The organism is Sphingobacterium sp. WOUb80 (genome assembly GCF_050058145.1).
In the GTDB taxonomy this organism is placed as follows: Bacteria; Bacteroidota; Bacteroidia; order Sphingobacteriales; family Sphingobacteriaceae; genus Sphingobacterium.
Window position 1 is genome coordinate 976562 of sequence record NZ_CP165617.1, and the last position, 22269, is coordinate 998830.

At 40.3% G+C, this 22269-nt stretch carries 18 protein-coding genes; 13 read left to right on the forward strand and 5 right to left on the reverse strand.

Features of this window, described 5'->3' with window-relative positions; all coding sequences use genetic code 11:
- Positions 1–295: 295 nt before the first annotated feature.
- A complete protein-coding gene (locus tag AB1Z56_RS03875; protein ID WP_313265722.1) occupies positions 296–1147 on the reverse strand; it encodes a hypothetical protein in 852 nt (283 codons plus the stop codon).
- Positions 1148–1937: 790 nt separating this feature from the next.
- On the opposite strand from AB1Z56_RS03875, the gene AB1Z56_RS03880 reads away from it, so the two are divergent.
- From AB1Z56_RS03880 to AB1Z56_RS03925, 10 genes are all read left to right on the forward strand, one after another.
- Positions 1938–2849 (forward strand): helix-turn-helix domain-containing protein, encoded by a 912-nt coding sequence (locus AB1Z56_RS03880; RefSeq protein ID WP_426791131.1) that lies wholly within the window; start codon positions 1938–1940, stop codon positions 2847–2849.
- 277 nt (positions 2850–3126) lie between these two features.
- Positions 3127–4266: an efflux RND transporter periplasmic adaptor subunit gene (locus tag AB1Z56_RS03885; protein ID WP_309361252.1), complete on the forward strand. Its 1140-nt coding sequence runs from the start codon at positions 3127–3129 to the stop codon at positions 4264–4266.
- 14 nt (positions 4267–4280) lie between these two features.
- The gene (locus tag AB1Z56_RS03890; RefSeq protein WP_426791132.1) at positions 4281–7421 is read left to right on the forward strand and encodes an efflux RND transporter permease subunit; all 3141 of its coding nucleotides are present in this window, start codon (positions 4281–4283) and stop codon (positions 7419–7421) included.
- Between the two features lie 12 nt (positions 7422–7433).
- Positions 7434–8858, forward strand: coding sequence for an efflux transporter outer membrane subunit (locus tag AB1Z56_RS03895; RefSeq protein WP_426791133.1), 1425 nt, complete (start codon positions 7434–7436; stop codon positions 8856–8858).
- A 17-nt stretch (positions 8859–8875) separates the two neighbouring features.
- Positions 8876–9157, forward strand: a complete 282-nt coding sequence (locus AB1Z56_RS03900; RefSeq protein WP_426791134.1) for a hypothetical protein — start codon at positions 8876–8878, stop codon at positions 9155–9157.
- 1 nt (position 9158) lies between these two features.
- The gene (locus AB1Z56_RS03905; protein ID WP_309361244.1) at positions 9159–9422 is read left to right on the forward strand and encodes a hypothetical protein; all 264 of its coding nucleotides are present in this window, start codon (positions 9159–9161) and stop codon (positions 9420–9422) included.
- A 462-nt stretch (positions 9423–9884) separates the two neighbouring features.
- The gene (locus AB1Z56_RS03910) at positions 9885–11765 is read left to right on the forward strand and encodes an MGH1-like glycoside hydrolase domain-containing protein (protein WP_426791135.1); all 1881 of its coding nucleotides are present in this window, start codon (positions 9885–9887) and stop codon (positions 11763–11765) included.
- A 186-nt stretch (positions 11766–11951) separates the two neighbouring features.
- Positions 11952–12764: an AraC family transcriptional regulator gene (locus AB1Z56_RS03915; RefSeq protein WP_426791136.1), complete on the forward strand. Its 813-nt coding sequence runs from the start codon at positions 11952–11954 to the stop codon at positions 12762–12764.
- A 260-nt stretch (positions 12765–13024) separates the two neighbouring features.
- Complete coding sequence (locus tag AB1Z56_RS03920; protein WP_426791137.1) at positions 13025–13513, forward strand: hypothetical protein; 489 nt, start codon at positions 13025–13027, stop codon at positions 13511–13513.
- Between the two features lie 192 nt (positions 13514–13705).
- On the forward strand, positions 13706–14092 hold the full coding sequence (locus AB1Z56_RS03925) for a YtxH domain-containing protein (RefSeq protein WP_426791138.1): 387 nt from the start codon (positions 13706–13708) through the stop codon (positions 14090–14092).
- Here AB1Z56_RS03925 and AB1Z56_RS03930 read toward each other — a convergent pair.
- From AB1Z56_RS03930 to AB1Z56_RS03945, 4 genes are all read right to left on the reverse strand, one after another.
- On the reverse strand, positions 14070–14393 hold the full coding sequence (locus AB1Z56_RS03930; protein WP_426791139.1) for a hypothetical protein: 324 nt from the start codon (positions 14391–14393) through the stop codon (positions 14070–14072). The two genes, AB1Z56_RS03925 and AB1Z56_RS03930, sit on opposite strands and share 23 nt — an antisense overlap.
- A 130-nt stretch (positions 14394–14523) precedes the next feature.
- Positions 14524–16329 (reverse strand): ABC transporter ATP-binding protein, encoded by a 1806-nt coding sequence (locus AB1Z56_RS03935; RefSeq protein WP_426791140.1) that lies wholly within the window; start codon positions 16327–16329, stop codon positions 14524–14526.
- Positions 16329–18071: an ABC transporter ATP-binding protein gene (locus tag AB1Z56_RS03940; protein WP_426791141.1), complete on the reverse strand. Its 1743-nt coding sequence runs from the start codon at positions 18069–18071 to the stop codon at positions 16329–16331. The genes AB1Z56_RS03935 and AB1Z56_RS03940 overlap by 1 nt, the downstream gene beginning before the upstream one ends.
- A gap of 162 nt (positions 18072–18233) precedes the next feature.
- Positions 18234–19055, reverse strand: a complete 822-nt coding sequence (locus AB1Z56_RS03945) for an ATP-binding protein (RefSeq protein WP_426791142.1) — start codon at positions 19053–19055, stop codon at positions 18234–18236.
- A 413-nt stretch (positions 19056–19468) separates the two neighbouring features.
- Between AB1Z56_RS03945 and AB1Z56_RS03950 the strand changes: the two genes are divergently transcribed.
- The 3 genes from AB1Z56_RS03950 to AB1Z56_RS03960 all read left to right on the forward strand — a co-directional run bounded on the left by AB1Z56_RS03950 (position 19469) and on the right by AB1Z56_RS03960 (position 22154).
- Positions 19469–20065: a glutathione peroxidase gene (locus AB1Z56_RS03950; RefSeq protein WP_309361228.1), complete on the forward strand. Its 597-nt coding sequence runs from the start codon at positions 19469–19471 to the stop codon at positions 20063–20065.
- Between the two features lie 131 nt (positions 20066–20196).
- On the forward strand, positions 20197–21126 hold the full coding sequence (locus AB1Z56_RS03955; RefSeq protein ID WP_309361226.1) for an alpha/beta hydrolase: 930 nt from the start codon (positions 20197–20199) through the stop codon (positions 21124–21126).
- Between the two features lie 167 nt (positions 21127–21293).
- The gene (locus tag AB1Z56_RS03960; RefSeq protein ID WP_426791143.1) at positions 21294–22154 is read left to right on the forward strand and encodes an oxidoreductase; all 861 of its coding nucleotides are present in this window, start codon (positions 21294–21296) and stop codon (positions 22152–22154) included.
- Positions 22155–22269: the final 115 nt, after the last annotated feature.

Below are 22269 nucleotides of genomic sequence, written 5' to 3' on the forward strand. Positions count from 1 at the left end.
AACATTTAGAAAAACCTAAAAATTGATACAAACACGAACCATCAGGCAATTGTTCCTTTTAAAAACCAATGGTATTTCATTTACCATAATGGGGGGATTAATCCAGATGGAGGCAGTTTTAGCCGTTCGATATGTATGGATACCTTAAATTACTGTTCAGACGGTAGATCCATAAAATTGAAATGACAACGTAAGGAACGACCGGCGACTAAAGCATGAAAAAGCCGGCGAGCTGTCAAAGATAAATTCCTTTATAAAAAAAGAGCTTCCTTTATGAGTAAAGAAAGCTCTTTTTTTAATTTTCTTCTTTCGGAGTTTCATTTGCATTTTGCCATTCAAAAGCTTCACTTTCTTCATCCAAAATAGCTTCATTTTGTAAGTCTCGACGTTTTATCCAGAAAATAACGGCGCCAATGGGAAGACTGAAATAAATATACCATGCGGCATAGATAGATTCTTTAATGGCTCCTCCGCCAAGGATACTAAAATTAAGCAGTTTGAAGTCTATGTCGCCGGTATTCCAATTTAGGGCGAATCTCGGAAAGGCTAACAAAAGAATAATAAATCCCCACATTATTTTTTTATTGGTTTTAATTTTAGTTTTCAGCATCACTATAAATGTGGCTATAATAAATAGTGGAACTACAATTAAAAGAAAAGCAAAAGTGTAGTGCACGATTGATTTACCGGCAAATGTGAATTTTGTGGACTCAGATAATTGGGCGTCAATAAATTTTCCCTCAAATGCTGATAGAGAGAGTTTTTCGTGATTATCTTTTACGACGAGTGCGAACAAAGCGGTCGATTTTTGTAATTGATATTCATAAGTAAATTTATAGTTGGAACTTACGCCAGCATTTGAAGAAATTCCATGAGTCCAATTGCATTCGATCAATTTAATTTGTTTTATCTTCTCTCCAGAAAGCGCTTTATTGGCATTTTTGATATAAGCCATAGCATCGCTATTCGTTACAGAAGGATCTACATTAGCGACTGCACTATCAATTTGGCCATTAATAATTTTTTCAATAAATGCTTTAGCGAAGATATCAGCCTTCTTAGCATCATCGGGGATACTGGACTCCACCGCTGAGTTACAACTTAGCAATCCGATGAGAATGGTAAACAAAAAATATATTTTTTTCATAATTTATTTTGGTTATTAAAATAGGTTATACTCCTATAAATATAATTAAATTGTCCACTTGCACGTTGACCCAAAAAGAATAATTTTTGTCAAAACAGGTGAAAAATACTATTTATTCCACGAGGTGACGATCGAAAGTAGATGGTCTTATTGATAGGGGGATGAAGCCAACGCGATTACAGGCATCAAAATACGTTTTGTCTATTTTATAAAGCTAATGTGGCTGCCTTAGAAGGTTGGGTGAAGAGCGGTTTAATAGATTAAAAATGTGGAACGACAGCGTCGTTCCACAAAATGTTTTTCAGTGTAGTATTGTAGGATTCTTTTTACAGTATTCTTATCGAATCAATTCAGAAATTTAAAATGATGAGATAGGCATCTCCATTCATTTTGGCAATTACTTCTCTTGAGTCAAGTTTACTTATGGAACAAATGTAGCTTAGAATAGCAGTAGAAAGAATATGAAAAAGATACTTTTTTATGTAAAAATGGGAATATTTGGCTTTTTACATAAAAAATACCATTCTCTTTCATAATATTTTAGGCTCAAGCCCGGAATATCTAAAAATGGATCCGGAAAGAAGAATAGCAATACCGGCTGAAAAGCAGCTGATGAAGAGGGGACTTAAGGTCATTTGAAAGAAATATTTCTGTTTTCACTTACAAAAAGAAGCGCCTATTGGTTAATTTAGCCCCGCTATTTTTCTCTTTTACTTATCGCATTTCAGGAATATAATCTGGTCTAGTGGGAATCAAATGGGACTTCTAATTTATTGGTACAAGCATCATTATGGGAACAAAATTTGTTGATCTAAAAACTGTAACGTTAATGCAGTTAAGTAATGCATTAGGGACATCCTTGTTTCCGGTAAAAAATGACAATTACTTAGTTGCCGAGGAGGATGCTACAAATTTTTCCCTTTACCTTGATTTCTATTATCGTTCAGAATATTATGCGCTGATTTTGATCAAACAGGGGACCGTTGAGTTTAGCGTTGGCGCGCGGAAATTCGTCGCTTCAGCTGGAGATGTTTTATTCTGTGGCCCTATGGAAGCCTTTGTGATCCACACCATATCACCAGATATGCAGATGAAAAGTATATATTTCACGCAGAAATTGATCGAGGAGGCAGGTTTCAATTATAAGACCAACGATATTCTGAAAAGTTTCTCCAGTACGCCTTCTTATATCTTATCAAAACAGGAAAAGATCTTCTTTAGAGTCGACTACCATATCACCCAGCTCGGGTTCCTGAATGTTAGTCGCGATCGGATCGACTATTCCAACGATATGATATGGCATCATTTTTCGCTGTTGATGTATGAAGTGCAGAATTTTAACAGGTATCTTGAACAGCAAAGCCATATTTCCCCTCGACTTGAAGCTATTACAGCAGATTTTTTTAATCTCGTCAATCAACATTATATTAACAATCATGATGTACAGTTCTATGCCGATAAGCTTGCGATCAGCAGAAAGTATTTAACGAAGGTGCTAAATACAACTTTGACCAAAAGCCCCAAGGAGATTATCAATAATGTGCTACTTATCGAGGCGAAGGTACTGCTGAAAAATAATAAGTTCAGCGTTAAAGATGTCGCTGTGAAACTTTCGTTCGCAGATCAAGCTACGTTCAGCAAATTCTTTAAAAAATTAACGGGCAAAAATCCGAGCTGCTATAAAGTGAGTGTGGAGTTTTAGATTTATGTGATTTATATTAACTAATAAGATTAATTATTTCTATTTTATTTTCCTGAAATTTTCTAATTATTAATGCTGGCTTTCATTTTATAAAAAATTAATAATGTCATTTTACTGTCTTTAATGTCCGATATTGCAGAGGATTTTTAGCGTGATCGGAATTTTAGATGTTTCATTGTTGTCTTTTTGACAAGAAATGGAGTCTTAACGTTAAGTTATATAGTTTTAATTTTTGGTAATTTTGTAAACACTGAATAAATAAAGCAATAATATACTTATGAAGCGAAATTTCGTTGTTAAATCATCGACACTCTTTCTTGTGCCCATGCTGTTTATGTCCTGCGGTAATAGATCTACTGAAGGAGGGTATCAAGGAGGGCCGGCTGAGGTCAGCTTTGCGGCAGTAGAAGTTGGTGATGCACTGGTACAAAATGATTATACCTGCGCCATAGAAGGCCTGTCAAATATTGAAATCAGGCCACAGGTGACAGGTTACTTGAGTAAAATTTATATTGATGAGGGGGCTTACGTAAGAGTGGGGCAGCCACTTTTTAAAGTAGAAGATCGTGTTTATCAAGAGCAGCTGAACAATTCGAAAGCATCTTTGCAGTCAGCATCGGCTAATTTGATAACAGCCAAGATAGATCTGGATCGAAAAACGGAACTCGTCCGCAGCAAAATTGTTTCGGAGCTGCAGGTCCAGGAAGCCAATGCGGCTTATCTTGGAGCTAAAGCCGCGGTAGCACAGGCCGAATCTGCTATTAAATCAGCACAGATTAATATTGACTTTGCGGTTATTAAAGCGCCTGTGAACGGTTATGTGGGCCGGTTTAATTACCGTTTGGGGAGTTTATTGTCGCCATCCAACCAAGAGGCTCTGACAATTATTTCAGATAATAAACAGGTTTACGCCTATTTTAGCCTCAGCGAAAATGATTTTGTAGCCTTCCAGAATCAGCATCCCGGAAATTCCATGGCCGAGAAGCTAAAGAGCACAGCCCCAGTTACCTTGTTGTTGTCAGATGGTCGCGAATATGATCTAAAAGGAAAGATTGACGCCGTTGAAGGTCAATTTAATAAATCAACAGGTTCGATAACCTTGCGGGCCAAATTTGATAATCCGAAAGATATCCTGCGGAGTGGTAATACCGGCAAAGTGCAGATGAAAAAGAATATCACACAGGTTCCACTATTGCCAATAGCCTCCACGGTAACCTATCAAGACAAAATTTTTGTCTATACGGCTGACAAGGGCGGGAAGGTCGTTCAATTGCCGGTTGAAACCGTTGGCAAATCTGGCGATAGCTTTATCTTGTCTAAGGGACTGAAAGTAGGGGATAGATACATTTCTCAAGGTTTTGAGCGATTACAGGCAGGAATGTCAGTCGTTGAAAAGTCCCCAGTTGAACACAAATAAAATACTTGATTTTCATGTTAAAACAAATTATAAAACGTCCCGTGCTGGCGACGGTGATCTCTGTATTGCTTGTTATCCTGGGGGTAGTAGGGATGCTCGGCCTTCCCATTACTAAATTTCCGGACATCGCGCCGCCCACGGTTACTGTAACTGCTGTTTATCCAGGCGCGAATGCCGAGACTATTGGACGATCTGTGGCACCACCCTTGGAAAATGCAATCAATGGAGTGGAAAATATGGATTATATAAGCTCTGTCGCGAGTAATGATGGCTCGCTAACCATTACTGTAATTTTTAAATTAGGTACTGATCCGGATCAGGCGGCCATAAATGTGCAAAATAGGGTCTCCCAGGTGACCAACCAGTTGCCGGCAGAGGTAATCCAAAGTGGTATTACAACAATAAAAAGACAGAATAGTATGATTGCTATGGTTACTCTGACCAGTGAAGATGGCAGCATGGATGATCTATTTCTGGAAAACTATACCAAAATCAATGTTGTACCTGAGCTGAAAAGGATCAAAGGCGTCGGTGATGCTATGGTTTATGGAAATAAAGATTACTCGATGCGGGTTTGGTTAGATCCGGATAAGCTGAATGCATACAACTTGACACCCAATGATGTGTCGGCAGCAATACAGGCGCAAAATCTGGAAGCTGCACCAGGCCGGTTTGGCGAACAGTCCACAGAGGTAAAAGAATATGTTATGCGGTATAAAGGAAAGTATACCGAGCCGGAGCAATATGAGAATATAATTGTAAAAGCGCAGAACGATGGTTCTATCCTTCGATTAAAGGACCTTGCTAAGGTCGAATTTGCAGCTTATAGCTATACCGTACAGTCCAACTATAATAAAAAGCCTTCCGTTACCATGGCTATATTCCAGATGAGTGGTTCGAACGCTAATGAGGTGCAGATCGCCCTTCAAAACCGTATGGAAGAACTATCTAAATCGTTCCCGGGCAAAATGGAATATAAAATTCCCTACGCAACCAAGGAGTCATTGGATCAGTCTATTAGCCAGGTTATAAAAACCTTAATAGAGGCTTTCATTCTGGTTTTTATTGTTGTATTTATCTTTTTGCAGGATTTTCGTTCTACTTTGATTCCGGCGATAGCTGTTCCGGTATCCATTGTGGGAACATTTTTCTTTATGAATCTATTTGGGTTCTCCATCAATATCCTCACCTTGTTTGCACTGGTTCTTGCCATCGGTATTGTGGTCGATGATGCTATTGTTGTTGTCGAGGCTGTACATGCTAAGATGGAACGCCGCAAATTGGGCGCCAAGGCGGCGACAGTATCTGCCATGGGTGAAATTTCAGGTGCGATTGTATCAATCACCTTAGTGATGTCGGCCGTATTTATACCTGTTGCATTTATGGAAGGGTCTACAGGTCTATTTTATAAACAATTCGCATTGACCCTAGCTATCTCCATTGTTATTTCTGCTGTTAATGCACTGACTCTTAGTCCTGCGCTTTGTGCGTTATTGTTGAAGGGAAACCATGGTCATGCTGAAGAGAAATTGAACTTTAAACAGCGATTCTTCAAAGCTTTTAATGCTTCATTTGATAAACTTACTTTCCGTTATGGTAAATCGGTGTTGTTTCTGATCAAGAAAAAATGGCTTGGCCTAGGGATTTTATTTGTCTTTGCAGGTCTGTTTACCTGGTTTTCGCTCACCACGCCAAAAGGGTTTATACCGGATGAAGATCAATCTTTTATTATTGTGACCGCCAATTTGCCGGCTGGTACATCGAAAGATCGCACAACAAAGCTTTTAACTGATACAGAACATAAGCTTATGGCCTATCCAGCTATTAGGGAAGTCATTTCTGTGAATGGTCTAAATTTATTTTCCGGAGCTATGTCTTCAGCTTCGGGGACATTTTTTATTCGGCTGAAAGAAGTAAAAGAGCGCGGAGAAGTGAAGGAACTGAATGCCGTAATGGGACAGCTCCAAGGAATGTTGTCAACAGATAAACGGGCAAATTTCTTAGTGCTAAATACTCCTACGGTAGAAGGTTTTGGAAATTCGAGTGGAATGGAACTCGTTTTGCAGGACCGTACAAACTCTTCTTTACAGAGCTTGGGCAATATCTCTTATGGTATGATGGGGGCATTGATGCAGCGTCCTGAAGTTGCGGTAGCTTTTACGACATTCGATGTTTCTTATCCGCAGTATGAAGTTGTTGTAGATGAGACAAAAGCTGCTCAGTTTGGTTTAGCTGTACGTGATGTTCTTCAAGTGGTGCAAGGTTATTATGGCAGTATTCAGGCATCGGATTTCAATCGCTTTGGCAAGTATTATAGGGTTCTTGTTCAGGCAACACCTGATACCCGGACAGACGAAAAATCTTTAAGTAGCATTTTTGTTAAAAATGCGAATCAGGAGATGGTTCCTGTTAACAGTGTGGTGACTTTAAAGGCTATTACAGGACCTGAAGTGGTGGAACGATTCAATCTGTTTAATGCTTCTAATTTGACGGTCATGCCGGCTCCAGGATTTAGTACTGGTCAAGCTATGCAGGCCATTAAGGAAGTTAGTCAGCAGGTGCTCCCTCCGGGATATACCTACGACTATAAAGGGATGAGTCGTGAAGAAAGTACATCGACCTCGCAATCCACCATCATCTTTATCCTGTGTATTGTGTTTGTATACTTTTTGTTATCTGCTCAGTATGAGAGTTATATTCTGCCATTTGCTGTGTTGCTCGCTATTCCAGTCGGACTTTCGGGGGTATTCCTTGGAATTGGCTTTGCAGGGATTGCGAATAATATCTATGTACAGATCGCTATGGTGATGCTGATCGGTTTGCTGGCTAAAAATGGAATTCTGATTGTAGAGTTTGCTTCACAACGGCGTCAGGCAGGCAAAAGTTTGGTGGCAGCAGCAGTGGAGGGTGCAAAGGCTCGTTTTCGCCCGATCCTAATGACTTCGCTTGCCTTTATCACAGGGATTGTACCCTTAGTGTTTGTAACGGGGCCATCGGCCATGGGGAATCATTCAATTGGTTATGCAGCAATTTTCGGGATGTTAGTCGGTACCTGCTTAGGTGTTTTCTTGACGCCTTTGTTATTTGTGGTATTCCAGTTTCTACAAGAAAAAGTGAGTGGTACAGTGAAGGATGATACAGAATGGGAATTTTAAAAATTAGTGCGAATGTATAAAATGGAACATATAAAATCTACGGCCTTTGCTGCCTTGCTGATTATCTTATTGCTTGGTTCATGTTCGGTACAGCAGGCCCCAAAGACAGATCTGGCACTGCCAGCGTCTTTTGATAACGTCGCTGCTGTTGCGGATAGCAGTGTTGCTAAAATGACCTATAAGGATTTTTTCAAGGATCCCGTCCTCGTTGAATTAATAGACCGGGGCATGGCCAAAAATAATGATCTTCAGGTCGCTATGAAACAGATAGATATTGCTGCCGAAGGTTTTAAACAATCGAAATGGCTCTACGCACCACTTGTAAATGCGACTTTGGCAAATGCCAGTATCAATAGGCCGTCCAATAATAGCATGAACGGGATGATGGCTTCTCAGTTTATGGGACAGAGCTACACGACAGATTATACCAGTGCCATCAATATTTCTTGGGAACTGGATATTTGGGGTAAGCTCAAAGCTCAGAAGCAGGATGCTGTTATTGAGCTGTTAAAAACCAAGGAAGCAGCCAATGCGGTAAAAACGAGACTGGTCGCCGAGATTGTGCAGGCTTACTATAATCTACTCATGCTCGACAAGCAACTGGCCATAACGAAGGAGAATCTATCTTTTGCCGACAGCACTTGGCAGATATTGGTGAAACAACAGTCGCTGGGGATGACAACGGCTTTGGCTGTACAGCAACAGTTTTTGGTGAAAGAGCAGGTATCCAAGCGGATACCGGATATTGAAGGTGCAATTGCGATACAGGAAAATGCGCTTAATGTACTTGTAGGGAATTATCCGAGGCGCATTGAACGGGAGAAAGGTCTAGATGATGTCTATGTGCCCCAGCAGCTTACTGCAGGTATTCCCGCTGCATTGTTGAGCTTTCGACCTGATGTGCGTTCGAAAGAACTGGATCTTCGAAAGAGTTATCTCGGGGTTCACATTGCGCGGGTGAGCATGTATCCGGGATTGAACATTACAGCACAAGGTGGGCTCAACTCTTTTAAAGCGAGCAATTGGTTTACTATTCCTGGTGCGCTTTTTGGAACTGCGGCGGGAGCGATTACGCAGCCTATATTTAATGGTCGCCAACTAAAGACAAAATATGAACAATCCAAGATCATGGCCGAACAGGCTGAAATCCAGTTTAAACAAGCGGTACTTGTGGGTGTAGCGGAGGTTTCCGACGCATTGGTGAAAATTCAGAAATTGGATGAGCAGCGTTTAATTGCTGGGGAGGTTATCAAACAATCCCGGGAAATAGTTGACAAGTCACTGCTGCTTTACAAATATAATGAAGGCACTTATCTGGAAGTGATTATTGCGCAGACCAACCGACTGCAGGCAGAAATTGATCTAGCAACAGTCCAAGCTCAAAAACTTAATAGCATAGCTATGTTGTATCGCTCTTTGGGCGGAGGCTGGCTATAGCAAGGAAGCCCGATAGGATGAAAAAGAGTATTTGTATTTTGATAAATCCAAGCACCAGACCACTCGAGTTTACGATAGGACATGAGTTTATTGGAAAATATCAGGAGTTTGTGTTAGTCGATGCAAATTTGGATTTCTTAGATTATCTGGCACTTCAACTTGAAAATATGGACAAATCAGTAATGATCATCGATCGGCTAGATGAACTTTATCGGTATGTGTGCCATAGCAGGGCAGGCAGACAGGAGTCAATCGAATTTAGTTTTTTTTTAATTAAAGCGGATAGTAAAAAAAAATAAGATGAGCCATTTTGTACATATATTTTCGATCAGTAGTACGGTACTGACGAAGAAGAAAGAAGTTTTAGATTACCTGAACCTCAGGGTTCCGGGAATTTTATTTACTGCGATTTATCTGGACGATCATTTAACTTATTTGTTCGTTAAGACCAAAGGCAGAGTCAGCGATTTGATTCTACTCCTTCTAGTGCAAAAAGGAATCGTGACCCAGCTGCTCAATTCAGACGTTTCCAACGGAAATGTCGATATTCCGATCATCGTCTGATCAAAATATTACCCTTAATTTCATGGAAAGCCCGACAACCTGTCGGGCTTTTTTGCGTAAATGCAATCCATTTTTATGCTTGTCCAACCCTATTCATTGCTTATCCTCCCAAGTTGAGGGCAGCAATTGCTGTTGAGGATTGTTAAGGACCCCGATTTACAGTTCTTACTATCTATGTTGAACGCTAAAGCATGAACTAAAATTGATATGATATGATACATTGTATCAATTTTGCGCTGATTTGTTCCACAATGCTGAGTTGTCATAAAAATTCTGTTGATTAGGTTCTTGTTTGTTATAGCCTTGGATTAGATCCTACGTATAAATCTTCAAGAATTGCCCTGTAGAAAATTACGGCGTTGAAAGCCGGTCAATCTCTGTTGATTCCCTCGGATGGACGTTAATACTAATTTTTAAGTTATAGCAGATCAATTATGCACTCATTCTATTCCATTTAACCAGATGAAAAGACAACATCGTTCCGTTTTTCTAAAATCTATCGTGTTAAGCAGCACAGCCTTTTTTGTCTTAGCTGTTCTTTTTTCCTGTTCGAGTAATCGGGGATTTTCGGGTAAGCAGGAGTCGATATATCGCCATGAACTTGATCGTTTAAAGGAAGTGGCAAAAAATAATCTAACAGACAACATAAAAGAGTTCAATGCTTACGAGCACCGGCCAAAATCGGACGGAGCCTTTGACGAATCCAACAACAAAGAATTTTTGGTCAATAACATTCCGTATTTTGAGAGTTCCAATGATACCTTAAGTCGCGTGTATAATTATCGTTGGTGGATGATAAGCAAGCATCTTCGGGATTATTACGATCCACATGATTCAAAGAAATATTGGGTTATAACAGAATTTTTTGGCTATCCCGCCTGGGGATCCCTGAGTGGAGCGATTACCTGCCCAACAGCGCATCAGTTTTACGATGTACGTTGGCTTCGAGATCCAAAATACCTTCGATCTTATGCCGAATATTTTATGCTTGGATCAGCTTCCAAATTAAATCAACGTGAAAACGGTAATTTTTTAACCCATCTGAGTAGGCCCGAAAGCGTTCATTTTTCAAGCTGGATGATCGATGGTATTGAATCATTTTTAAAAATTCATCCCGATCGGGCATGGACGCAAAAGATGCTTCCAGCGATGGAGACCCATCAGCATCTTTTGGACAGCCTATTCACTGTGAAAAATCCCAATGCGAAGACCGACGGTATGTACAAAATTCTGGATCTGTACGATGGCATGGAATTCAGCCTTTCGGCGGTACTAGGCTTAATTGAAAGTAAAGGGGCCTATGCAATTTATACTGATAGTACATGGAGAGATCTTTATTTAGGTTGGGGGACGACAGACAAGGCTGCAAATACGACTGCAGCGAAGGATTTTCCATTGGCCTTTACCAAAGGTTATCCTGATTTTTATTTGGTGCGTCCATCCGTTGGAAGTTATTCCTTTGGAAATACAAACGCATTGTATAATCTCTATAGCTTGGAAGAGCAACAGCATCCTTCGACTGGGACTAAGGCGAAAGCAGATTACTATAAGGTCAGAAGCCAGGAAATACAGCAGAAATTTCTCAGAACACTTTGGAATTCAGATGATGGATTTTTTAATACCTTGACAGCTGGTGACAACGCCTATGGTGTTCGGGATTACGAAGCGCGGGTGCGGGAATCCGTTGGTTATAGCCCCTGGTATTTCAATATGATACCGCGTGAGGATAATAAAAAGTATGAGGTAGCCTGGGCTATGTTTACTTCCGAAAAAGGTTTCAATAATCATAAAGGAATGACCACGGCCGAAAGGCAACATCCCTATTACAATGAGCAGGCTTATGCCTGGAATGGCAGAGGATGGCCTTTTCAAAACTCGGTCGTCTATAAGGCATACAGCAACTATTTAAGAAATTATAAAAATCAAATCACTGCGCAGGACAAAGAGACCCTATACGAACAAATTATGAAGCTTACACGACTTCACGGTTATGCCCACCCAAATATCGGTGAATGGTATATACCTAGTGATGGTGAGCAATTTGGTGGGCAGAATGATTATTTTCATTCAACCTATCCAGACATGATCATAGCAGATCTCATTGGTTTTAAGGCAGCCCATCACAATAGCTTTCAGGTTCAGCCGCTGATACCTGCGGGCAAAATGGATTATTTTTACCTCGGAAACCTCGACTATCACGGGAAAACAATAGACATTGTCTGGAAAGAAGACTGGGATCAAAACAAACCCGGAAAACAGCCTATGTTATGTATTTGGGTAGATCATGTTTTAAAGGCAAGTAGCAAAGATCTTGGTGTTAAAATAGACGTAAATTTAGACTAATATCAACAGGCGTTTAACCAATTTGAAGTACATCAATTGGAAGAATCTATTTTAACGGAATTTTGAAAAATAAGACTCTATTGCACAACTGTCATTTTAATTATACCGAACTCAATCGTTAAATTTGAGAAATTGAGCGGCACAATGGTAAATGATTACAAAAAATATGAGCTATTTGGAAGACCTATGATGCAAAAAATTGCATTGAAGGCACCATTTACATTTGAATTTCCAGTAGCGGAACAGGCTTGCTTCCTCTATGTGCTGGAAGGGGAGATGCAATACCAGGCAAATGACGGAGAGCTAACTATTGCGAAGCATTATTCCTTATTGCTGAATTGTATTAATTCTGGAAAGCGAATCCAAAATGTGAATCCAACGCAAGATTGTCAGCTGTTAATCGTCACTTTTTATCCAGATACCTTGAAGAAAGTGTACGATAGAGAGTTGCCATCGTTGCTGCATGAACCTGAAAATGTCATTTCAAACCAATCAAAAGAAAAAATTGACAATGATTTCCTGATCCAGAAATATGTGGAAGGCTTGCTGTTCTATTTTGAAAATCCTTCATTGATCAATGAAGACATACTGGTGCTCAAATTAAAAGAAATTATATTACTCCTGTCTCAAACGAGAAACGCGTCGGTCATACGGGTGATATTATCACAGCTTTTTTCTTCAAGTACCTATTCGTTTAAACAGATCATTGAAGCCAATCTCTTTTCCCAATTGACCATTGAGCAGCTTGCAGAACAGAATAATCTAAGTATTTCTTCATTTAAAAGAGAATTTGCTAAAATATATCATGATACACCTGCCAGCTATATTAAAAATAAGAAGCTCGAAAAAGCAGCAGAACTCCTTTTGGTTTCAGATCAGCGTGTTTCCGAAATTGCCTTTAAGTGTGGATTTAACGACCTCGCAACATTTACAAAGAGTTTTAGTGACAAATACAATATATCGCCAACAAATTATCGTCGACAGCTTAAAAGCAAATAACTAACAACGGTGACTTACTGTTTTTGATATTCCATTTTTATTCAGGGGCCTAAGTTTTCTCCAATAAGATTGTAGTCCTGTTTTTTGAACTAAAATGTCAAATCTTTGAACGAAATCAAAAAGTCATTTTCTCTATTCTATTGCAACTTTGTAGTGTTCCATTAAGGGGATGTTACTCCAATAAAATTGTTCAATGAAAGCGTAACAACGACCTTACAGGAACAGTTTTTTTGAAATTATCAACGTTAAAAATAGAAAAAATGAATTTATCAGGTTTAGGAGTTTTCCACACGGTTATCGGTCTAACAGCACTTTTAGGCGCTCTATTAGGATTTATCAGCTACGGTAAGATCAATCTTAACGTATTATCGGGAAAGTTATATTTTTATGCGACAGTCATCACTTCCCTTACGGCATTAGGAATTTCGAAACAGGGAGGCTTCAATGTCGGACATGTTTTTTCACTCTTCATCTTTGTTCTTATAACGGTCGCTTATTGGTTATACGCAACAAAGAAAAATAGTACGAAGGCTCGGTATTTTGAAAATTTTCTATGGTCATTCAGTTTTTTCTTGTCGCTGGTGCCCACCGTTAATGAGACCTTGACCAGAGTTCCAATCGGACATCCTTTGGCAAAGGATATAAATGATCCAATTATTGGACAGACCCTTCTTGTCCTTTTTGTGCTTTTTATTATTGTAGCCATTTTTCAATACTTCAAACAAAAGAAAATTAACACTGCATCGTGATCAAAGCTAAAAAGTCGAGTCCAGTAGAGATATTTGATCCAGACGGTTCGCGAATACTCATCTTTGGCGTTTTTCCTTCTATGTGATGCCGCAATCTAGTTTGTTGTACAGTATTTAAAATATGACAAACTAATCTTTTGCTTTTATTGTTAGGTCTTGTAGATTTTTAACAACATAATCATTTTGAAATATATGCTTAATTACGATTGTTTAAAGAAATTAAAGATGTGCAATGGAAAAAATAATCCAACGGGATTACTTCTCGCAATGGTGGCGGGAGCAGCACTTGGTACATTGGTCGGTCTATTAGTGGCACCGAATAGTGGAAAAAAAACACGAAAAAAAATTAAGGAAAAAACCAAGGAGCTCAAAGGGCAGGCAAAACATACATACGAAGAAGTAGCCGATAAAGTGAAGGCGGAGTATGAACAAGTATCTTCCTCAATTAGTGAGACAGCAGGCCATGTGGCTGATAAGGTCTCTGATGAATTTGATAAGTATAAAGATCAAATAAGTGCAAAGACTGCTGAAGAGACAAAAGCGATTAAGGATGCAATTAAAGATCAAAAAGAAAAATAATCTTTGTTGATTCAAACAGCAGATTAGGCAATCGATATTGCCTGATCTGCTGTTTATTTTTTTTATTTTCACCCGTTAAAATATATTGTCCATGCCCAGATGGGCCATTTTTTTCGAATCCAACGGTCATTTGGTGGTCATGGTTAGCTTTCAATAACTTTATGAAGGCTAGTTCGAAAGTCCGGGGGAAAAGTTTGGTTTTAAACAATTTGCTGAATGACTGTGCATGTTCAAAGCCTAATTCATAAGCAATCTGGTAACAGAAAGTGCCTTTGTTGGCAATTTCTCCTTTGTTTTTCAATTAGTTTTTTGTCAATATGCTGTTGGGTGCTTTGTCCTGTCAGTATCTTAAGCAAATTACTGAGATACCTGGCGGAAATATTTAAGCTATCTGCAATGAAATGACCGTAATTTAAAGGCCTCCGAAAGGATCAGTCAAACTGCCCCATATATAGACGATAGTATTTCCCTTTTTGCTTTAATAATTCAGCATGCGAACCGAATTCGGCAATTGTTCCTTTTTCGATCAGGCAGATCATGTCGGCATTCCTTATGGTGGAAAGTCTGTGTGCGATGACGAAGCTGGTTTTATTCTGCATTAGGCGGTCGATTCCTTCCTGAATAGCGATTTCAGTTCGTGTATCGATCGAACTGGTCGCTTCATCCAATATTAAAATTGGCGTATCGGCCACTGTCGCCCGTGCGATGTTAATTAACTGCCTTTGTCCCTGACTTAGATTGGCCCCGTCATTGGTCAATTCGGTTTTATATCCCAGGGGCAACTGCATGATAAAGCTATCTGCAGCAGCAAGCTTCGCTGCGGCTATTACTTCCTCATCCGTTGCATTGAGCCTGCCATAACGGATATTTTCCATTACGGTATCGGTAAATAGGTGGGTATCCTGAAATACAATAGACAGTTTTTTTCGTAGTTCATTTCGATCCAGTTTAAAAATTGATGTTTTGTCTAAAAGAATATCTCCCGATAGCAAAGGGTAGAAGCGAGGTAGTAAATTAATAATAGTTGACTTGCCGGCACCGGTCTCACCTACGAAAGCGATCTTTTGTCCTGGTTTTACGTCGATGTCAATATCAAATAAAACCTGTTTTTGGGGCACATAGCCAAAATTTACATGCGATAGTGTTACCTGGCCCTGCAATGGCGTCGGTATTGGCAGAGAATCGATTGTTTCACTTTCAGGGGCGGTATCAATGACTGCGAAAATGCGTTCTGCTCCAGCAAGGGCTGCCTGAAGGCTATTGTATTGGCTGGAAATCTCATTCACAGGTCGTCCAAATTGTCGCGCATATTGTAAAAATGCAGTTAATCCCCCCAAATCAAATCCGCGCGTGATCACGAGAATACCGCCAGCAATGGTGGTCAGTGCGTAATTGATGGTGCTCATATTAGCCATCAACGGCATCATCATTCCAGAATAGAACTGCGCTTTTGTTGCTTTTTCCCGTAGTACCTGATTCAGTTTCTCAAATTGTTCGATAGCGGCATTTTCATGTCCAAAAACCTTTACAACCTTTTGCCCACTGATCATTTCTTCCACATAGCCATTGGCGTTGCCAAGTGCTGCTTGGTTGGCCGCAAAAAAGCTCTTGCTTTTGTTGATGATCAGTTTTGCCAGATATAACATCAATGGGATCATGATCAGTGCAATAACCGAGAGTATAGGGCTGATATACACCATAAGGGCGAGTGTCCCCAACAAAGTGATTGAGCTGATTAAAAGCTGTGTAATACTATTATTTAGGGCGTCGCTGACCGTATCCATATCATTGGTAAAGCGACTCATCAGGTCACCATGCTGATGTGTATCGTAAAATTGCAAAGGTAGATACTGCATGCGGTCGAACAAATCGTTTCGGAGGTTGGAAATCGTTTTCTGTGCAACGCGTATCGTAAGCCGATATTGCAACATGTTGAAAATTCCTGTGGCGATATAGATTCCGATCATTACCAAAGCGATATGCCCTAGGCCGACAATGTCTTTTTTCAATACATAATTGTTGATCGCAGGCCGTAAAAGGTAGTTTCCCGCAAGCGTTCCGGCCGTTCCCAGCAGAAGCGAAATTAAAATCAGCAGAAGCATCAGCCGTTGTGAAGAAAGGTAGCGCATCAATCGCCACAAAGCCTTAAAACCCTGTTGAGGCTTTTCATTTTTAATGCGTCTTGAATTACCTGGGCCGGGTAAACTTACAGGGATGGATTTGTTTGAGGTACTCATTAGACTTCTTCTTTTTGCAGGTGTTGGGACTGATAAATTTCCTGATAGATCGTATTTGTCTGCAGCAGTACATCATGTGATCCGCTACCGACAATCCGGCCTTCTTCCATGACCAAGATCTGGTCGGCATGCATGACACTGGAAATGCGCTGTGCGATAATCAATAGTGTGGTGTCTTGCAAGTGCTTTTTTAGACCTTCCCGTATTTTTCGGTCTGTATTAATGTCAACCGCACTTGTGCTGTCGTCCATAATCAAGATTTTAGGTTTCTTCAATAATGCCCTTGCGATACAAATTCGTTGTTTTTGCCCGCCAGAAACATTCACTCCTCCTTGTCCCAATAGCGTCTGATAACCATTGGGAAAGGAGCGTATAAAGTCGTCAGCGCAGGCAATTCGGGCCGCAGTATAAATGTCTTCTTCTGTTGCTTGTTCATTTCCCCATTTAAGATTTTCTAAAATCGTACCTGAAAAAAGCTGATTCTGCTGCAATACAATCGCAATCTGGCTGCGCAGTTCCTGCAATTTGTAATTTCTGACATCAATGCCATCCACCAATACCGAACCTTTAGACACATCGTACAGTCGTGGTATTAATTGGACCAAAGTGCTCTTTCCAGAACCTGTTCCGCCAATTATAGCAAGTATGCTCGCAGGCTTCACTTCGAAGCTTATATTATCGAGATTAGGTTTCTCACTTTGTCTGTTGTAACGGAAAGTGACTTGCTGGAATGCTATTCGTCCTGCCGTGATGGCATATTTGTTCTTGAGTCCTTCTTCGGTATTCGTTAACGAGGCTTTTTTTTCCAAAACTTCTTCAATTCTGTCGCCAGAAGCGATTGCCCTTGAAATCATCATGAATGTCAGGGAAAGCAGCATCAAGGAAATAAGTATCTGCGTGATATAACTTAGGAAGGACATCAAACCACCCAGCGCAAGAGTGCCTGTCATTACTTTTTGTCCACCAAACCAGGTCACCGCAACGAGCGATAAGCCCATCACCAATTGCATGACTGGCATAATAAGTACAACGATGCTCGAGGCCCTGGTGGCAAGATCCATCAGATCGAAATTCACTTTTTCAAATTTCTTTTTCTCAAAGTCCTGCCGTACAAAAGCCTTTACCACTCGCACATTGAGCAGATTTTCCTGCACAACACTATTAACGCGGTCAACAGCCTGTTGCATTTTGATGAAAAAGGGGAGTCCTTTACGCAATAAAATGAAAATACTCAAGGCCAATATAGGCAATGCAATGGCCATTACGATGGACAGATCCTTATTAATGGAAACTGCAAAGATAATGGCAAAAACCATCATGAGCGGTGCCCTTAGGAGCATGCGCAGACACATCATCATGACCTGCTGCATCATATTGGTATCGTTGGTGAGCCGTGTTGTAAGCGAGGCTGAACTGAAATAGTCGGTATCTGCAAATGCAAAAGACTGTATTTTTCGGAATAAAGCGGTCCGGAGATTCGTTGCGAAACCCACAGAAGCATGTGCAGAATAATAGATGTTGCACAAATTGGCGACGATAGCAACGATGGCTAACCCGATCATGGCCAATCCAATCTTCAAAATGTAGTTGATATCTTTATGTAGGATCCCGTCATCAACAATGACAGACATTAGACGAGGTTGTATAATTTCGCAAAACACATCAATCACTACAAAAAAGGGAATGATCAAAAAAGCCTTTCTAAATGACTTGGTATAAGGGGTAAACGTGGAAAGCTTCATCTGCTTATATGTCCATTAATATATGTTTTAAGTTAATGAAATTCGGGTCTTTATTCAAAACAAAAAAGTTTTATTAGCGATTTCGTGGCATCCGGTGGGAATCGCTAATAAAACTGCAGTTTTTTTGTTTTTCTTAATTAACAACGCTGGTCATTAGATCAGCTAGTCCAGTTTGTAAGCCTGAATGGTATTTGTTCTGACGGTAGGTACATAAAGCATACCTGAAGACTTGTCGTAGCCAATATCGGCCGCACTTATCTTTTTATCCCGTGTGTCAAGTAATACTGTATTTGAACCATCAGATTTGACATGGTAGATCAGTCCTTGCCAGCCAGAAACTATAAATTCATTAGGTTTGATCTGCACGAGGCCATCCAAACCACCCTCCATACCTTTTGATATTATGGTATTTTTTTTATCCTGGTCTATCTTTACAAGCGCTCCGTCCGACAGCACATATAGGTCTTTGCCTACCGCCAGCAACCCGTTTGCACCTTTGAGATTTTCGGCGTAAAGCATAGGGATGTCGTTTTCAATACGATAGATTTTTCCATGTCGCGTGTCACTCACATAGACAATCCCTTTGGCGTCTACAGTAATGTCGTTGAGAAGCTCGGCACCATCGATAGCAATTCTTTTAATGATGCTTGCTTTTTCCATATCGATTACGGCAATGGATTTAGAAAATGCTTCTGCAGCGTAGAGCCGGTTTTTGTAGATTCCTATGCCCAAAACAGCATTAAGTCCAGTAACCCAATCTCTTTTGATAAATTTTCCGTCCATATCCAGTTTGCTAATGAAAGCTGTCGTGTTCGGTTCAAAAGCGATCGTATTTGACACATAGAGTACGTTGTTTTTGGAATCTACCCACACGGATTCAGGCGATCTTAGGGTGGTGTCCGATTGCCACTGCGGTGTTAAAGACCGCTGCCCAAATAGGGTTTGAGTAAACATGATAAGGATAAATGTGAACGTAATTTTCATAGAAAATCTAATTGAGGTTTATATTAAGTTTAATTTATTCGTATTGTATGAAGGTTGCCCAAGTGAACTTTTTGTCCCCAAATGAAAAAAAGAAATAGTTGAACTCAAGGGAAGATCGAGTACTAAGACTTTGTAATATACAGAATTAAGCCCATATTGTTTGCTTTGTCAAGAGAAAACAAAATTCAAGTATATGGAACGACAAGTTTTAACTATTCCAAATTCAACCTTTCTTTAGTACCTTTAATGGTAGCGGACGCTGATCGCAAAGTTCGTTGGTACACCGCCATACTTTTCTGCTTTGTACTGTCTTGGTCGACGTAGGTACCGTATGCAGCTTATGATAAAGCAAGGAGATATACGTCGGCCCAAATAACATAATGTGGTTAGGGTTGCGGTCTAGATCTATTGGGATGATTCATAAAAAAAGTAAAAAAATGCTCCTTATAATTTTATTCATAGTGGCGGCAGCTGTCGGAGGTGTAGCTTATTATTTATTTACTAACGGTAACGTTAAAATAGATAAAGCTTTAAAATCAGATACGATATATAGTTTCAAAGTTCAGGGTCTGGATGGTGCAACGATAGATTTTTCCCAATTTAAAGGTAAAAAGATTCTCGTTGTAAACACGGCTTCCAAATGCGGATTTACGCCGCAATATGAGGGACTTGAACGTTTATACAAAAGGTTCAATGATAAGTTGGTCATCGTTGGTTTTCCTTCCAATGATTTTTTAGATCAAGAGCCTGGGAAGAACGCAGAGATAGCTGCGTTTTGTCAGCGCAATTACGGCGTAACTTTTCCGATGGCCACAAAGGTTGATGTTAAAGGAAAGCAGCAGGCACCTATCTATCAGTGGTTGACCAATAAAAGCCTAAATGGTGTGGAAGGTTCTGCTGTCTTGTGGAATTTTCAGAAATATTTAATCGATGAAAATGGTAGGCTTATGAAACATTTTTCTCCAAAAACTGAACCCGAGGATATTGAAATTTTAAAATTACTAGATTGATTTCGATTTATCGGGACTATAAAGTGGTCGATTTGATTATTTGAAAATCATACAAAACTGTTTGATTTCCTTTAGAATTAGCCTTTTGATGCACCCTACCTTTGTGTTATCATATTTAAAGAACAAATATCATGACACGAAAAGTAACATTTAAAAATAGAAACTGGGCAGTAGCGGCTACGCTTCAGTTTCCATCAGATTTTGATGAGCATAAACAATATGCAGCAATCGTATGTGCTCATCCGATCAGCAGCTGCAAAGAACAGACGTCTGGTGCAATTTATGGAAAATCTTTGGCGGAAGCAGGTTTTATAGCTCTTTCATTTGATGCATCTAATCAGGGAGAAAGTGGAGGTGAAGTTCGGTTTCTCGAAGATCCCGCGACCCGGGTAGAAGACTTTCGCTGTGCAGCAGATTACTTGACGACACTTTCGTATGTAGACAACAATAGAATTGGTGTGTTGGGAATTTGTGGCGGTGGCGGATATGCCGCAAATGCGGCCATGACCGAACGACGTTTTAAAGCTGTGGCCACGGTAGTTGCTGCTAATTATGGAAGGATTATGCGCGAAGGAGATTATAGTATTGATGCTGCGATCAAAACATTAGAAGCGATAGCCAATCAACGAACTGCAGAGGCAAATGGAGCTGATGCTTTTATTACCTCCTATATTCCTCAAAATGAAGAAGCAAGAAAACAGTCAGGCTTGAATGATATTGATATTGTAGAAGCCGTCGACTACTACACAACAGCGAGAGCCCAACATCCGGGATCTCCAAATAAGTTATATTTTACAGGTTTGGCACCAGTTTTTGGTTTTGATGCATTCCATCTGGCGGAGCATCTGCTCACCCAGCCCTTGTTGGTTATAGCAGGAGAGAAGACAGGTGCATTTGGCTCTCATCGTGATGCTTACGAGCTATTCAGCCGAGCTGCTTCAAAAAATAAAACATTGCACATTGTTGCTGGAGCAAGTCATTACGATCTATATGATAAACCTTTCGCAACAGCAGAAGCCATCGCACAGTTAATACCATTCTTTCAAGACAATCTAGGATAGAATCGACATTAATTCATTGCAGCTCCAGCTAAGGTTATGCTAAAATGTCTATAGATTCCTGGGGGAATAATAAAAAGGGTATGTTTGAAAATCATACAAATCTGTTTGAAAACCTTTATTGTGAATGCGTCGGTGTCCATAACTTTGTTGTATCAAAAATAAAAGAAATGAATAAAGTTTGGTTCATAACAGGCGCATCGTCGGGTTTTGGAAAAGAATTAGCTACATTGGCATTGGCCAAAGGAGACGGTGTGGTACTTGCCGCTCGGCGTTTAGAGCCCCTACAGGAAATTGCCATGGAGTATGGTGAGCAGGCATTGGTCATTAAATTGGATGTGACAGATGCCGATGCACGTAGAGAGGCGTTAAAATCTGCCACAGCACATTTTGGTCGTATTGATGTTTTGGCTAATATCGCTGGAGCAGGTTCTTATGGAGCGTTGGAAGCGTTTACTTCCGAACAGATTCGTTCGCAAATGGAATTGAATTTCTTCGCTGCAGCTGAATTGTCTCGCGATGTACTGCCACAAATGCGGAGGCAAAAATCAGGACATATCCTCAATCTTACTAGTATTGCCGGTTTGGTTGCTTTCCCGGGAAGTGGGCTTTACAATGCTTCAAAATTTGCGTTGGAGGGTTTTACGGAGGCATTGCACCATGAAGTGAAACCTTTTGGTGTACGTGTAACACTGATTGAGCCCGGAGCTTTCCGCACAGAATTTGCAAGCAGTGTAGCGATGAAAGCCGCCCGTAGTATTGAAGATTATGCGCCGTTACATGCGGGTATGGAAGAATACTATAGGACACAAAATGGCCAGCAGATGGGCGATCCGGTCAAAGGCATGCAGTTGGTCGTGGATATGGTAGAAAGTGATGTCGCGCCTGTACGTCTCATGTTGGGAGAGGATGCATATAATTTATGGCAAGGCGCCGTACAGTCTCGGAACCGTGATCTTGATCGGTGGCGTCGGCGTGGCGAAAATACGGCCATCCCAGGCGCATTGAAGAACACTGCGGAAGCACTTTAGTATATCATCCGAAATAGATGATCAAATAGCGTGCGGTAACCTTTTAACTGCACGCTTTTAATTTCAAGGGTGGCATTCTAGAGATAGGTAAGCAGCGATTATTTGATTTTCTTAT